15 protein-coding genes are annotated in these 13,497 nt (G+C 53.2%); 6 read left to right on the plus strand and 9 right to left on the minus strand.

All coding sequences use genetic code 11. From position 1 onward, the window contains the following. Together HMPREF2981_RS05560 and HMPREF2981_RS05565 are read right to left on the minus strand one after the other, a co-directional pair. Positions 1-556, minus strand: a 556-nt coding sequence (locus HMPREF2981_RS05560; RefSeq protein ID WP_371326220.1) for an ABC transporter permease subunit, incomplete at its 3' end; no start/stop codon positions are given. After that, positions 557-1,597, minus strand: coding sequence for an ABC transporter ATP-binding protein (locus tag HMPREF2981_RS05565; RefSeq protein WP_070661533.1), 1,041 nt, complete (start codon positions 1,595-1,597; stop codon positions 557-559). Between the two features lie 476 nt (positions 1,598-2,073). On the opposite strand from HMPREF2981_RS05565, the gene HMPREF2981_RS05570 reads away from it, so the two are divergent. Beyond that, positions 2,074-2,916, plus strand: coding sequence for an alpha/beta fold hydrolase (locus tag HMPREF2981_RS05570; RefSeq protein ID WP_246825341.1), 843 nt, complete (start codon positions 2,074-2,076; stop codon positions 2,914-2,916). A 139-nt stretch (positions 2,917-3,055) separates the two neighbouring features. Here HMPREF2981_RS05570 and rplI read toward each other — a convergent pair whose 3' ends face one another. The 7 genes from rplI to HMPREF2981_RS05605 form a co-directional block, all read right to left on the minus strand. After that, positions 3,056-3,508 carry a 50S ribosomal protein L9 gene (rplI, locus tag HMPREF2981_RS05575; RefSeq protein WP_004005949.1) on the minus strand — a complete coding sequence of 151 codons (453 nt, stop codon included), beginning with the start codon at positions 3,506-3,508 and terminating at the stop codon, positions 3,056-3,058. 23 nt (positions 3,509-3,531) lie between these two features. Continuing rightward, on the minus strand, positions 3,532-3,768 hold the full coding sequence (gene rpsR / locus HMPREF2981_RS05580; RefSeq protein WP_004005948.1) for a 30S ribosomal protein S18: 237 nt from the start codon (positions 3,766-3,768) through the stop codon (positions 3,532-3,534). Positions 3,769-3,856: 88 nt separating this feature from the next. Next, a complete protein-coding gene (locus tag HMPREF2981_RS05585) occupies positions 3,857-4,507 on the minus strand; it encodes a single-stranded DNA-binding protein (protein WP_004005947.1) in 651 nt (216 codons plus the stop codon). An 85-nt stretch (positions 4,508-4,592) separates the two neighbouring features. Further along, the gene (rpsF, locus tag HMPREF2981_RS05590) at positions 4,593-4,895 is read right to left on the minus strand and encodes a 30S ribosomal protein S6 (RefSeq protein WP_004005946.1); all 303 of its coding nucleotides are present in this window, start codon (positions 4,893-4,895) and stop codon (positions 4,593-4,595) included. Positions 4,896-5,126: 231 nt separating this feature from the next. Next, positions 5,127-5,483, minus strand: a complete 357-nt coding sequence (locus HMPREF2981_RS05595; protein WP_070661539.1) for a TM2 domain-containing protein — start codon at positions 5,481-5,483, stop codon at positions 5,127-5,129. A 221-nt stretch (positions 5,484-5,704) separates the two neighbouring features. After that, positions 5,705-6,073: a TM2 domain-containing protein gene (locus HMPREF2981_RS05600; RefSeq protein ID WP_246825342.1), complete on the minus strand. Its 369-nt coding sequence runs from the start codon at positions 6,071-6,073 to the stop codon at positions 5,705-5,707. Positions 6,074-6,234: 161 nt separating this feature from the next. After that, positions 6,235-7,659, minus strand: coding sequence for a CCA tRNA nucleotidyltransferase (locus HMPREF2981_RS05605; RefSeq protein ID WP_070661544.1), 1,425 nt, complete (start codon positions 7,657-7,659; stop codon positions 6,235-6,237). Positions 7,660-7,761: 102 nt separating this feature from the next. On the opposite strand from HMPREF2981_RS05605, the gene HMPREF2981_RS05610 reads away from it, so the two are divergent. The 5 genes from HMPREF2981_RS05610 (at position 7,762) to trxA (ending at position 12,936) form a co-directional block, all read left to right on the plus strand. Continuing rightward, complete coding sequence (locus HMPREF2981_RS05610; protein ID WP_004005942.1) at positions 7,762-8,262, plus strand: NUDIX hydrolase; 501 nt, start codon at positions 7,762-7,764, stop codon at positions 8,260-8,262. Positions 8,263-8,283: 21 nt separating this feature from the next. Continuing rightward, positions 8,284-9,969, plus strand: coding sequence for a murein biosynthesis integral membrane protein MurJ (gene murJ / locus HMPREF2981_RS05615; RefSeq protein WP_004005941.1), 1,686 nt, complete (start codon positions 8,284-8,286; stop codon positions 9,967-9,969). 89 nt (positions 9,970-10,058) lie between these two features. After that, the gene (locus tag HMPREF2981_RS05620; RefSeq protein WP_070661546.1) at positions 10,059-11,294 is read left to right on the plus strand and encodes a serine/threonine protein kinase; all 1,236 of its coding nucleotides are present in this window, start codon (positions 10,059-10,061) and stop codon (positions 11,292-11,294) included. A 256-nt stretch (positions 11,295-11,550) separates the two neighbouring features. Next, positions 11,551-12,594, plus strand: coding sequence for a thioredoxin-disulfide reductase (trxB, locus tag HMPREF2981_RS05625; RefSeq protein ID WP_048778930.1), 1,044 nt, complete (start codon positions 11,551-11,553; stop codon positions 12,592-12,594). Positions 12,595-12,609: 15 nt separating this feature from the next. After that, complete coding sequence (gene trxA / locus HMPREF2981_RS05630) at positions 12,610-12,936, plus strand: thioredoxin (protein ID WP_004005938.1); 327 nt, start codon at positions 12,610-12,612, stop codon at positions 12,934-12,936. The last annotated feature ends 561 nt before the right edge of the window (positions 12,937-13,497 follow it).

The following is a 13,497-nucleotide window of genomic DNA, read 5'->3' on the forward strand; positions in this document are numbered from 1 at the left end:
TTCGAAGTACTTCACCATCGAAAGAGACTCGTAGCTTTTCCGTGAGTATCATCTGGCCTAAGAAGAATGCCAAGATACCACTCAAGGTTCCTACGACAAAAGCTACCACCGTCACCACAAGGGCTTTAGCAGAATATAAAAGAGAACGACGCGGTACTGCTAACTGACTTGTTTGCATAGCACCCGTGGCATATTCAGATGCAATAAATACCGTCGCCATGGAAGAAAGAATAATGCCTCCCAATGAAGCGCCTACAACTCCGATAGAATACGACGCGCTCTTCATCTGGTCAATGATCTCGGAACCGTTGACTGATTGCCCATTCACAATCTGCGATGTACTCACATCTTTCTCATACTGTGCCAATTGTTCGTTAAAAACAGGAGCCAGCAGCATTGCGAGTCCTAAAATCAGCACTACCGTAATGATGAAGAGAACCTGCTGAGAACGTAGGGAGCGCATCTTTAACCATTCTGAGCGGAGCACACCCAGGAATGATAGATTATGAGCAACCGGTGCAGGCGCATTTTTAGTAGCGTAAGTTTGAGTACTCATTTATATGTTCCTCCCATTCCCCTGCTGGGTTTCGTCAATAAAGCTGTGCTCTGGAGAACTAGCCACCGGTTGAAGTTGAGGATCGACTGCCGGTGCATTCGGCACCGAAGAAACCGCGGCTGCGGCACCAGCACCTGGAAGACTATCAGAGACATATTCAACCTCTGAACGTGTAATTTCAAGGTAAACATCCTCAAGAGTCGCTTCATGAGGCGCCAGTTCATAGAGCAAAATTTGCTCACGCAAAGCGAGCTCACCCAGGTCGCGAGCATCAGCCGAAACCAATAAACCATCGGTATCGACCGCCTCGAAAGGAAGCGACCGTTCCGCAAGGAGCGAAGCAAAAAGGTCACGTTCATCGGTACGAACCAGAACTTTATGACCGCCGATGCGCGAGATAAGTTCATCAATAGACGTGTGTTCCAGCAGGCGACCGCGCCCAATAATAATGAGGTCGTCAGCGGTCTGCGCCATCTCACTCATAAGGTGCGAAGAAATCAGCACCGCCCGGCCTTCGGACGCCAAATACTTCGCCAACTGACGAACCCACACCACGCCTTCGGGATCAAGACCATTAACCGGCTCATCCAGAATAACGTTATGGGGATCGCCCAAGATAGCTGAGGCGATACCTAAACGCTGGTTCATACCGAGGGAAAAACCGCCGACCTTCCGTTTAGCCACCTGGCTAAGACCGGTCATGCCGATAACTTCGTCCACACGTTTCGCCGAAATACCGTGGGTAAGCGCAATAGACATGAGGTGGGTGCGTGCGCTGCGCCCCGGATGTACCGATTTCCCGTCAAGGAGGGCTCCCACCGTATGGAGCGGAGATTTAAGGGACTGATAATTTTTGCCGTCTACAAGGGCTTCGCCCGAGGTGGGCTTATGGAGTCCGACCAGCATGCGCATCGTGGTCGATTTACCTGCCCCATTGGGACCCAAGAAACCGGTGACTTTACCATCGGGAACGATAAAAGACATATCGTTAACGGCGGTTTTATCACCATACCTCTTGGTAAGATTCTGAACCTGTAACATCTACATCTACCCTTCTGAAGAAGTTTAAGGTTGCTCTATCACGTCCAGTCTACGGTTCTCACTTCGGAGAATATAGGATTTTTGAGGTTCCTTCGGAATTTTTATTATTTCTCAATCTTTTTACATACACCGTTTCACGTGAAACATTGATGCTGTCTATAAGAAAATTCCTATAGAAATATAGTTATCCAACGTATATAGATAGAAATACTACTATATCGAAGTATCTCAAGAATAGTCCTGATACCCGTCCCCTAGGGTTGTGTGCCCACGTCTGTGAAATTACTGTAGTTAAAAATAGACCGTATACGAAGGAGTAGGGAGCTATGCGTAGGACTAGCAGTACACCGGAACCACAGAAAAACCGTGCAGGATACGTCCGGTGGGGCAGGTGCCTCCTTGGTAGTACAGCGCTTGCTACCACAACCTACATAAGTGTTCAAGGTATACGATGCCGCCGGGCACTCCACGATGCTGTGGACGAACTCGCGTCGTATCCGGTCAAAACGGTGCATCTCAGCTATGGAGAGATAGCATATCTCGATATTATGCCCACCGGGTCGTCCTCAGTATATAGCGACCCTCCCGTTATTCTGTCTCTGCACGGTATCTATGGCGGCTACGACCAAGCCTTTGAGAACGTTAGGAAGCTCTCGAAACACTACAGGATTATTGCTCCATCGCGTTTTGGGTACCTCGGAAGCGCGGTCGCAGGTGAAGGGAGTCCCAAAGAACAGGCAGCGGCTCTGATGGCCCTCCTCGATATCCTCAATATTGAGCAGGTCTATGTGCTAGGCGCCTCTGCCGGAGGAACCCCCGCTCTTCGTTTCGCTCTGGATTACCCGGAACGGACCGCAGGTCTTATTCTCCTCAGCTCTGCCCCGCCCTGGGAGGAAAAACCACGAAAGCTGCCCACGCGTATGGGGCCTCCTGCCGCTCTGAACCATGACTACATCATGTGGCTGCTGTCTCCGTTTTTCAAATCTCTATTTGGGCTTCCCTCACACACCATATATGGGATGCTCCCCCTACAGGAGCGACGTATGGGAGCCAAGATCGACGCAGCTATCACAAACCCGGATATGGCGGTCCATCTTGAGGAATACCCCATTGAGAGCTTGGAACCGCCCGTTTTTCTGATCCATGCACAAGATGACCGAGTTGTGCCTTTTGCCCAGCCGCGAGGGCATGTGCAGAGTTCTATGTACCGATACCCGAATCTCACCACATGTATCTTCGAAACGGGTGGTCATATGATCGAGGGGCATTTGGAAGAGGTAACCCAAGCGGTCATAGATTTTATTGACGGTACTCTGTAACACGCAATGTTTCACGTGAAACATACCCCTCCCCTACCCCGCACTTCTCGGGTAAAACGGATAATTGGCTCCACATATGAAAAGGGCATCGCATCCCAGTCGGAATGCGACGCCCTCACAGCGTCTAAATACGCCCTGCTTATGCGGCTGCTACAACGTCCAGAGTAACGTTGGCAACAACATCCTCATGCAGACGAGCGGTCACCTGGTACTCACCGGTGCGCTTGATAGCGGAACCGAGGTGAATGGTGCGCTTGTCGATAGTGCCGAGACCTGCCTCTTCAATAGCGTCAGCAATAGCATCTGCCTTAACGGAGCCGAAGAGACGACCATCAGCACCAGCCTTGTGTGCTACTACAATCGGGCGAGCAGAGAGCTTAGCTGCGGTCTCCTGGGCTTCTTCCAGGGAGGCCTTCGCACGGGCCGCACGGGCCGCACGGATAGATTCAACCTGCTTCTCGCCGCCAACGGTCCACGAAACGGCAAAGCCGCGAGGAAGAAGGTAGTTACGTGCATAGCCGTTCTTAACGGTGACGATGTCACCAGCGGCACCCAGACCGGTTACTTCCTGAGTCAGAATAATCTTAGCCATAGTACTTGTTACTCTCCTTCTCGTTAGCGGCCAGCGCCGGAGTAGGGAAGCAGTGCAACCTCACGGGCATTCTTAATTGCCTGAGCGATCTTGCGCTGTTCCTGAACGGTCACGCCAGTTACGCGGCGAGCGCGGATCTTGCCGCGATCGGAGATGAACTTGCGTAGCAAGGCGACGTCTTTGTAATCGATAACGGTGACGTCAGCAGCTTTCAGGGGGTTCTGCTTAGGTTTGGGCTTACGGATTTCAGCCTTAGCCATCGTGGTGCTCCTTTAGGTTGGGAGCCCGCGGCGTTAACCGCGGGATGGATTGATATATGGTTTGGTTTGAGGAAGACGGAACGTTTCTTTAGAACGGAGGTTCGTCATCGGCGCCGGTACCCCAATCGTAGTTTCCGCCGGACTGCGAGGTCCACGGATCAGCTGCAGGTGCCTGCTGCTGTGCCGGTTGTGCGGGCGCCTGTTGGGCTCCCCCACCGAATCCGGCATTACTGGAGTAACCGTTTCCGCCCTGCTGCTGAGCGAAGCCCTGCTGCGGCGCGGAATTGTTAAAACCACCCTGCTGGGGGTTATTACCGAAGTTATTACCGCCAAAGTTGCCGCCCTGCTGACCACCGAAGTTACCTCCAGAGGTGCGCTGTGAACGGGTTACCTGGGCGGTAGCGTACCGTAGAGCGGGACCGATCTCATCGAGCTCGATCTCCATTGAGGTACGGCGTTCGCCTTCCTTCGTTTCATACGAGCGAGACTTCAAACGACCCTGGGCGATCACACGGGTTCCCTTTTTCAGGGTCTCTGCGACGTTCTCTGCGTAGTCGCGCCAAATAGACGCACGCAGGAACAGTGCCTCACCGTCTTCCCACTGACCGGTTTGACGGTTGTAGGTACGCGGGGTAGATGCAATCGTAAAGTTTGCAACCGCTGCACCTGCGGGAGTGTAGCGCAACTCAGGGTCGCTGGTGAGATTCCCGACCACAGTGATAATGGTTTCGCCTGCCATTGATGCCTCCTCGAATGGATTCAAGTATATAACTCTAGGTAACCATAGGAACCTGACATTTTAATCAGGTCGCGGTTTTAGAGTCTTACTTGTTGACCTTCTGATCCTCCGGACGGATGATCTTGGTACGCATAACGGACTCGTTCAGGTTTAGAACACGGTCGAGCTCAGCGGCGGTCTCAGGGCTCGCGGTGAAGTTAACAACCGCATAGATACCTTCGGACTTCTTCTGGATCTCGTATGCCAGACGGCGGCGACCCCAGATGTCAAGGTTGTCGATGGTACCGCCAGCGTTGGTGACGATTTCCAGGAACTTCGACAGAGACGGCTCTACCGCTCGGTCCTCAACCTCGGGGTTGAGGATAACCATCAGTTCGTATGCACGCATGATTAAACCCCTCCTTTGGGCTAAACGGCTATGGGATTTCCATAGCAGGAGATTCATGTGGCACCCGGTGCAGCATCCTCTTGTTCAGGATGCACACACAGATTCTTCTATACTACACGAGAATACGCGGTAGAATCCAGCAAAGAGAAGGATGCGCCCGCCACACCGCATGGGTGTAACGGGAGCATCCTGAAGCTAGAGTCTTGAACGCTAAAAATTCTGGTTTTAGTATTAACGAACCGAAGAGTCCCGAAGGTTGAGGATGGCGACTCGAAGGATATTCGTGAAGAGGTCTTTGAAGAGCAGAAGGCCTAGCGGAATACCGGTTATCCAACCTAAACCTATGGGCGTCAGCACGCTGGTTATACCGGTGAGCGCCAGATACAGCAGCCCCTGAATTGGCTGACGCAGATAAAACTTGTGGATGCCTAACCATCCGAGGAAAAGCCACAGCACATAGGTGAGAATCACGGATTTGGGGCGAACCACAACGACGGTCGACTGTTCATGTTCGGAGTTCACATAAGTACGGCTGCCCGGAACGGTTCCATGGGCGAAAAGTTTAGGTTCATAAACCTGTTGCGACATATTTCCTTCCTTCGTGAGTGTTTCAGCGCGCTGTATATAACGCGCTCACTGCAAGTTTAGACAGTTCACATGCGCAAACCCTGGGAACGGGGTGTGTATTCGGTGGGAATCTGCCCTCCCCTCCCCCACCGCACTAACCTTCGTTCAGACAAAAATCCCGCATCCTCGACTGTGAGGATGCGGGAATCTCCAATGCGCGGTGGAGTCGTGATAATGGGCTGTTACTGCTTCACGACAACGGGGGTTACGCCGTTGAGGTGGTTCACCCGGCCAGGTATCAGGAAAATATCAATGATGAGCAAGATGCCCAAAATTACAAGAGGAATTATCCCGATAAGAAACCAAACAGTTGCCCAGCCAGTAAGGAATAAACACAGGTATAGAATCCCTTGACCCGTTTGGTTCAGATAAAACTTGTGAATACCAGGGGAACCTAGGAAAAACCACAGCAGATATGCCACCGCCATGGATTTGGGTTGCTGCACCATCATGACCGGTGCTACGGCAATAGGTTGTACGGGCTGTCCGTGAGGTTGAGAACCATTAAATGCGGGGTTAGAAGCCGGATTAAAGGCAGAGTTATCAGACATAGTAATGCCCTTTCGGTGAATGTGTATTCGTGCGCGGCGAACGCTGCCGCTGAGTACCATCCTACACGTCAATTTAGCTTCACAGAGGCATTTAGTGAACCTTATGCACCGTAGTCTCCGTCATACTCTATTTCCGCAGTATTCCGCCGTATTATGGGGATTTAGGACTCTCCGTGCTCCTGCCACCACATGAGCAGACGGCGGGTCGTTTCTTCTTCACCAAGTTCACCCTCATCCAAACGCAGGTTCAGCAAGAATTTATACGCCTGCCCCACAAGAGGCCCAGGGTCGATGCCCAGCACCTCCATAATCTGTTCGCCATCCAGTTCAGGGCGCATCGCATCCAGCTCTTCTTGAGCTGCAAGCTCATCAATACGCCGTTCCAAATCATCGTATGCCTGCGCCAGCGAGCGCGCCATGCGCTTATTGCGCGTGGTGACATCCGACCGAGAAAGCCTGTGGAGACGCTGCAGCTGCTCCCCTGCATCCCGCACGTATCGACGTACCGCCGAGTCGGTCCACCCTGCCTCACGGTAGCCGTAGAAGCGCATATGAAGCTCCACGAGGCGCGCCACCGCCTTGATGGTGTCGTTATCAAAGCGTAGAGCGCGCATCCGTTTTTTGACCATGCGCGCACCAACCACATCGTGCTGCAAAAAAGATACCGATCCGTCTTTCTCGAATCTGCGGGTTTTAGGTTTGCCGATGTCGTGCAGAAGCGATGCGAAACGCAGCACAAAATCGGGCGCGGGGCAGGGGCCGTCAGCGGCGGTTTCCTTTTCGATCGCCTGTTCCATGACTTTGAGCGAGTGCTCATAAACGTCTTTATGGTGGTGTGAAGGGTCCATTTCCATGCGCAGGGCGGGCAGCTCCGGGAGAACATAGCCCGCGAGTCCGGTTTCTACGAGCAGGTTCAGGCCCACGCGCGGGTAATCTGCACAGATGAGTTTGATGAGTTCGTCGCGCACCCGTTCCGCCGAAATAATCTCGATGCGCGGTGCCATCTGCCGCATCGCTTCGAATACTTCCGGCGCTACAGTGAGGTTGAACCGAGCAGCGAACCGCGCCGCGCGCATCATACGAAGCGGGTCTTCGGAAAAGGATTCTTGAGGCGAGCGCGGGGTTCGCAAAACGCCCTCTGCTAAATCTTTAGTGCCGTGGAAAAGATCCACAATTTCCCCCGAAGGCAGCTCAGCAGCCATGGCGTTGATGGTGAAGTCGCGCCGTATCAGGTCAGCCTTCAGATCGGTGCCGAATTCCACCGTGGGTTTGCGGGAATCAGCAACGTACACTTCGGCGCGGTAGGTCGTTACCTCGTAAACAGCGCCGTTTTTGCGGGCGCTGATGGTGCCGTATTCTTTGCCGATATCCCAGATATGCTCTCCCCAAGCGCTCAAAATCCGCTCGCTCTGGGCGGGAGTGGCGTTCGTGGTCATATCGAAATCGGTAAACTCGCCGGGGGTATTGCGTAGTTCATCACGCACCAGACCACCGACTAGGTAGAGATCAAAACCCGCCTGGCGGTAGAGTTCGCCGAGTTCAACAGCATCCGGATATTTTGAGAGCACATCAAGTTTTTGCGACATAGTCTCTTAATCCTGCCAGATATTAGCGGCAAGAGCATATTAGCGGGCTCCTATCAGCCGCACCATAGCCCAAAATAGCGCCGCATCGGATAAGGTAGAACTATGAGTTTTCCCGTACCGCGCGCACCCAAAATACGCCCCTTCGCGCCCCAGCTTCCGGTGCCTGCGCTTGAAGAGGTCTCTTCGGGAGGGCTCATGATTAATTTTGATAGTCCCGACCTTCCGGTGGCAATCATCGCGCGCTATAACCGCAACAGACAGCTCGAATGGTGTCTACCTAAGGGACATGTTGAAGGTCATGAAAGTCTGATAGAAACAGCTCAGCGAGAAATAGCCGAAGAAACCGGAATTACCGGTTACATTGTTGCTACCCTCGGGTATATCGACTACTGGTTTACGTCTAGCGGGCAGCGCATCCATAAAACGGTACATCACTACCTTTTTTGTGCTACTGGCGGCCGCCTAACCATTGAGCATGACCCCGATCATGAAGCAGTCGATGTTGCGTGGGTACCCCTGGCGGAGCTTAGCCAGAAACTCTCTTTCGCTAATGAACGGCGCATCGCAGATATTGCACGAGAGTATATTAATACCCAGCTCTAACGTCACAACCAGGAGAAGAAGTTGGCACGTACCGATGCACGCTCAAGCGCCATTATGGCGGCGGGAACGCTCGTATCCCGTGTTCTAGGGTTCCTTAAGGCAATCCTTCTCACGGTGGCACTGGGTGCCCTCTCGACCGTAGGTGACGTCTTCGAGACCGCAAATACGCTCCCCAACCTCATCTACGTGTTGGTCGCCGGTGGTGTGTTCAACGCCGTGCTCGTGCCACAGATTATCAAAGCCGCTAAAGCCCAAGACGGCGGCGAACGGTATATTTCCAAGCTCGTAACCATTACGGTGACGGCCATCGGTCTGATTACAGCGATTACGCTGGCGTGCGCCATCCCTATTATCAACGTCATGGGCTCTACATGGACGCCAGAGCAGAAAGAACTCGGGTATATATTCTCGTTCTGGTGTTTGCCGCAAATCTTCTTCTACGGGCTTTATACGGTCATTGGGCAGGTACTCAACGCGAAAGAGGCCTTCGGGGCTTTCATGTGGGCGCCCGTACTCAATAACGTCGTTGCTATTGCTGCGCTCTTCATCTTTATTTTCACCTTCGGGGCGCAGGATACAACCATCAATCCGCCACGTCACTCGGTCGAAAGCTGGACGTCGATGCAGACGATCTTCCTCGCCGGATCGGCAACTCTGGGCGTGGCGCTGCAGGCTATCGTTCTCTTTATCCCGCTCAGGAAGCTGGGGCTGCGGCTCAAGCCGGACTTCGGCTGGCGCGGTATCGGACTGCGGGAAGCATCTCGTCTGGCGATTTGGACCCTTGCCGCCGGTGCCGTCTCTAACCTGTCGTATATGTACATGACGCGGGTTGCCGCATCCGTGGTGAGCGCCCGAGCCCAGTATGCCGATATGGGTATCCAGATTCCCGGTCTGCAGGCAATGAACTACGCCTCGATGCTCTATTCGCTCCCCCATGGCGTGATCGGCATTTCCATCGCTACCGTCCTCTTTAACCGCATGAGTTCCTCCGCCATTGCGGACGATAGCGACAGCGTCATTCACGCCCTTTCGCACGGCATGCGTACCGCCGGTATTGCCACCGTTTTCTGTGCGCTCGCACTTATCGTCCTCGCCGGTCCCGTGGCGGTGCTCTTTAGCGGCGGAGACCCGGTTGCGGCAACCGTCATTGGGCGCCTCATTGCTATTACCGCATTGGGAACCCCCGCACTGACCATATCCTTCCTCTACGGGCGCGTTCTCTACGCCCGAGAGAATGCGCGCACCCCCTTCCTCATTCAGTTCTACGCCGCGATTGTTATGGTCGTTATGAGTGGGGTTGCCTCCCTGCTTGACCCGCGCTACACCGTGTATGCGCTCTCCCTGATTTTCCCGGTGCAGAACCTCTTCGTGGTCGCCATCAGCCACTACGAAATTCGCCGCAGACTTGGGTATTATGGGCAGAAGCGTATTATCAACATGTACGCTCGTACTACCCTCGCGGCATGTTTTGCGGGAGTTATTGCCGCCGCCGTATTGTGGGTATTGGGCGGATACAATCTTGATGGCTTCGCCTGGGCATCAAAAATTTCAGCGGTTATAACCCTTATAATCTGTGGTCTCACCATGCTCTTCAGCTATGTGGTGATGCTCAAGATTTTCCGCGTGCGTGAGGCAGATGCTCTCTTCGCACCCATCGCGGGCAAGGTAAAAGCACTCGCACGGCGAGGAGCCTCAAACGAATCTTAAACCAGCCCGCAAACCGCTAAAAACACCGTATCCGGCGTAATCCGGGTAAAATCTTGGAAGAGCCTACTAAACTATAGGCGAGAAAATACATGACGGGAGAGAACTTGTCGCAGCAGATTCCGGTCGGAACCGTTTTGGGTGGCCGTTACGAAATCACCGCACAGATTATCATCACCGCCGAATCAGATATGATCCTCGAAGGTAAGGATCAGATTCTGAACCGTAAGGTTTCGGTGGTGGTGGCTTCTCCCGTGCGCAGCCACCTCTTGGAGAAGAATTCGCGGGCGCTGGCGGTCAATAGCCGCTACAACATTCAGATTCTCGATATGGGAATCGCCCCCGAAGGCAATAAATACCTGGTGACCTCATACAGCCGCCCGGATGTTTTGCTTGACACCCTACTGACCGATAACCCCTCGGTCTCTCCCGATGGCAACCCTGATGAGGCGCTCGGGGCCGAAATCTTCGGTGACAGCCTTACCGGTGCCGCGCCGCAAACCTACGAGAATATTCCAATGGTGGGTTCCGAAACCTCCGCTATCAGCGCTGTAAAGGCCTGGGAGGTCTCACAGATCCCCTCGATGAACGTTGCACCTATGGTCTCCGGACCGAACGATGACGGCGTCTATGAAGACGACGAAGACGAAGGCACAAACCGCGGAACCTGGGCTATTGCCTTCGCCGCCGTGCTTCTATTGGTCATTGTTGCCGGTGGCGTACTCACCACGCTGACCGGCCTGGGGTCGAATCACGCATCGAATCCGGTTAAAGGTAAGAACGCCTCGGCGAGCACAAGCGCTACGGCAGGGTCTACAGAATCTGAGGAAGTCTCCCCGTCGGCATCGCCCAGCGCCTCCAATGCGCCAGTAAAGGTTACCTCCGTATCGCGTCTGGTACCGAGCAACCCTAACTTTATGGCGGATATGGATTCCGGTCTTCCCGCACTGACCGATGGTAGCCCCTCAAGCACCTGGTCCAGCTATGGTTTTGGTAGCCCCGCCTTCGGTGGTGTCGTCAAGGAATTCGGGCTTGCCGCTAAACTAGAGTCTCCCACGGTTGTCTCTAAACTAACTATTCAGCAGACGGACGGTTCCGGCGGTTCCTTCACCGTATACACCAATAACCAAGCCTCGATGAGCGGTGCCACCGAAGTTGGCAAGGGAAGCTTCTCTGGGCAGGACGTCACGGTTGAGCTGGATAAGGACAAGCAGTCTGCCGATAAGGGCGGCTACATCATCATCGTCTTCGATGAAGCACCCAAGCTCTCGCAGCCTATCGCAGGGTACAGCTACGGTCTACGCATTGGCGAGATTAAGGCCGAGTAGCGTATAGCCTCAACGAGTGGCGCATCCTCATACATGGGGATGCGCCATTTATTTTGCCTCGATCTCGCTCTCTCAAGACCTCCCGCCCAGTATCCTCCGTCGGGTGCAGCCCTGAACATAAAACGTCACATTTCTTTTCGGTACCCATCATGTTCGCTTCGACCCCATTCAATATGGCTTAGCCGCTTCCAGAATGGAATAATTGGGGATACTGTTGCGTTGAGCGACTATCAGAAGAAATTCGAGGAAGAGAAGAATGAGTACTGAAAATACATTGGGTAATCTGTTCGGAGGCGCCGCTCTCGGCGGTCTGAACCTTGCCGCATCCTCCACCCCCCAAGAAAAAGCCCAAGAAACGGCTTCTGAGGGCGATCAGAAGGTTCACAACGTTATTATCGTGGGTTCCGGCCCTGCCGGGTACACTGCCGCCGTCTACGCGGCGCGTGCCAACCTTGAGCCGGTACTCTTCGCGAGCTCCCTCTCCCCCGGCGGCGCTCTCATGACCACAACCGAGGTCGAGAATTTCCCCGGTTTTGTGCAGGGCATTCAGGGACCCGAGCTCATGACCAATTTCGGTGCCCAGGCGGAGCGCTTCGGCACGGATATTCGCTACCAGGATGTCGAAAAGTTGGAGCTCGACGGCGATATTAAGAAGGTTATTCTCTCCGATGGTTCCGTACACCTCGCAAAAACCGTTATTATTTCGACCGGTTCGCAGTACCGCAAGCTGGGTGTTGAAGGTGAAGATACACTCTCTGGCTACGGCGTCTCGTGGTGCGCAACCTGCGATGGATTCTTCTTCAAAGATAAAGAAATCGCGGTGGTAGGCGGCGGCGATTCTGCTCTGGAAGAAGCACTCTTCCTCACCACCTACGCATCCAAGGTCTATCTGATCCACCGCCGTGATTCTTTGCGCGCATCCGATATTATGCAGCAGCGCGTTTTCGACAACCCCAAGATTGAAGTTCTCTGGAATTCCGTGGTGAGCGAGATTCACGGCGATTCCAAGCTGGAAGAGGTTGTTCTGACCGATACCGTTACTGGCGCTACCCGCGATATGAAGCTCGACGGGCTGTTCATTGCTATCGGTTCTGATCCGCGTATCGAGATGGTTAAGGATCAGCTGGAGATTACCGATCAGAACACGATTGCGGTTCAGGGACGCTCATCAAAAACCTCTCTGCCCGGCGTTTTCGCCGCGGGCGACGTCATTGATCCAACCTACCGTCAGGCGATTATCGCCGCCGGTTCGGGTGCGGTAGCAGCACTCGACGCACAGCACTACCTCGAAAACCTTTAGTCAGGAGAATCAGATATGAGCAACGCAAAAGCAGTAACCGATGCCACCTTTAAGGCTGAGGTTCTGGATAATTCCAAGCCGGTAATCGTTGATTTCTGGGCCGAGTGGTGCGGTCCCTGCCGCATGGTCGCCCCGGTTCTCGATGAAATCGCCGCCGAATATGGCGAGAAGGTCGATGTCGTGAAGGTCAATGTCGAAGAGAGCGGCGACACCGCTATGGAATACGACATTACTTCTATTCCCGCGATCTACCTTTTCAAAGATGGGCAGGTTGTAAAGAAGAGCGTAGGCGCTCGTCCCAAACAGGCACTCATTGCTGATTTTGAGGAATACATCAAGTAGGTTTTCTTCAAGCCTTCATCCTCAAAAAACCCATAGAAGGTGTGGATGTTTCACGTGAAACATCCACACCTTCTATCTTTATACCTGCCTCGTTTACAGGGCTACAAACACTTTATATACTTTTTGAGGTTGTATTTTAGATAAGAATATCTTATGAAGATACTATCCATGAATCTCTGTATGACTTCGGCATAGTTCTTCCTGTAACCATTTCACCGTGTCGAAAGCGTAGGATTTTAGCCTGTCTCGATAAATACTCTTGTAGTCTCCTCAATATCCATAAAAGGATGCGCAAGCTTACAATTACCCTCAGCTTGGAGCTCGTGTTATTGTTCCTTGTCCCCACTCTCCCCTGCTCTGCTATATACACCGTTGCAGGCCCTGCAAAGACTCGTATACCTACCGTTTTCACACATGTTCCAGACCTCTGCAAGCTCTTCATATCCGGAGACAATGGCAGATGGACAAACAAGGTAAATAACCCGCCACGATGCTCACTAAACCAGATATACACGCCTTATACAAGGCTGGGGGTGGTGATGTTTCACGTGAAACATCACC

The organism is Rothia sp. HMSC069C01, assembly GCF_001814655.1.
In the GTDB taxonomy this organism is placed as follows: Bacteria; Actinomycetota; Actinomycetes; order Actinomycetales; family Micrococcaceae; genus Rothia; species Rothia dentocariosa.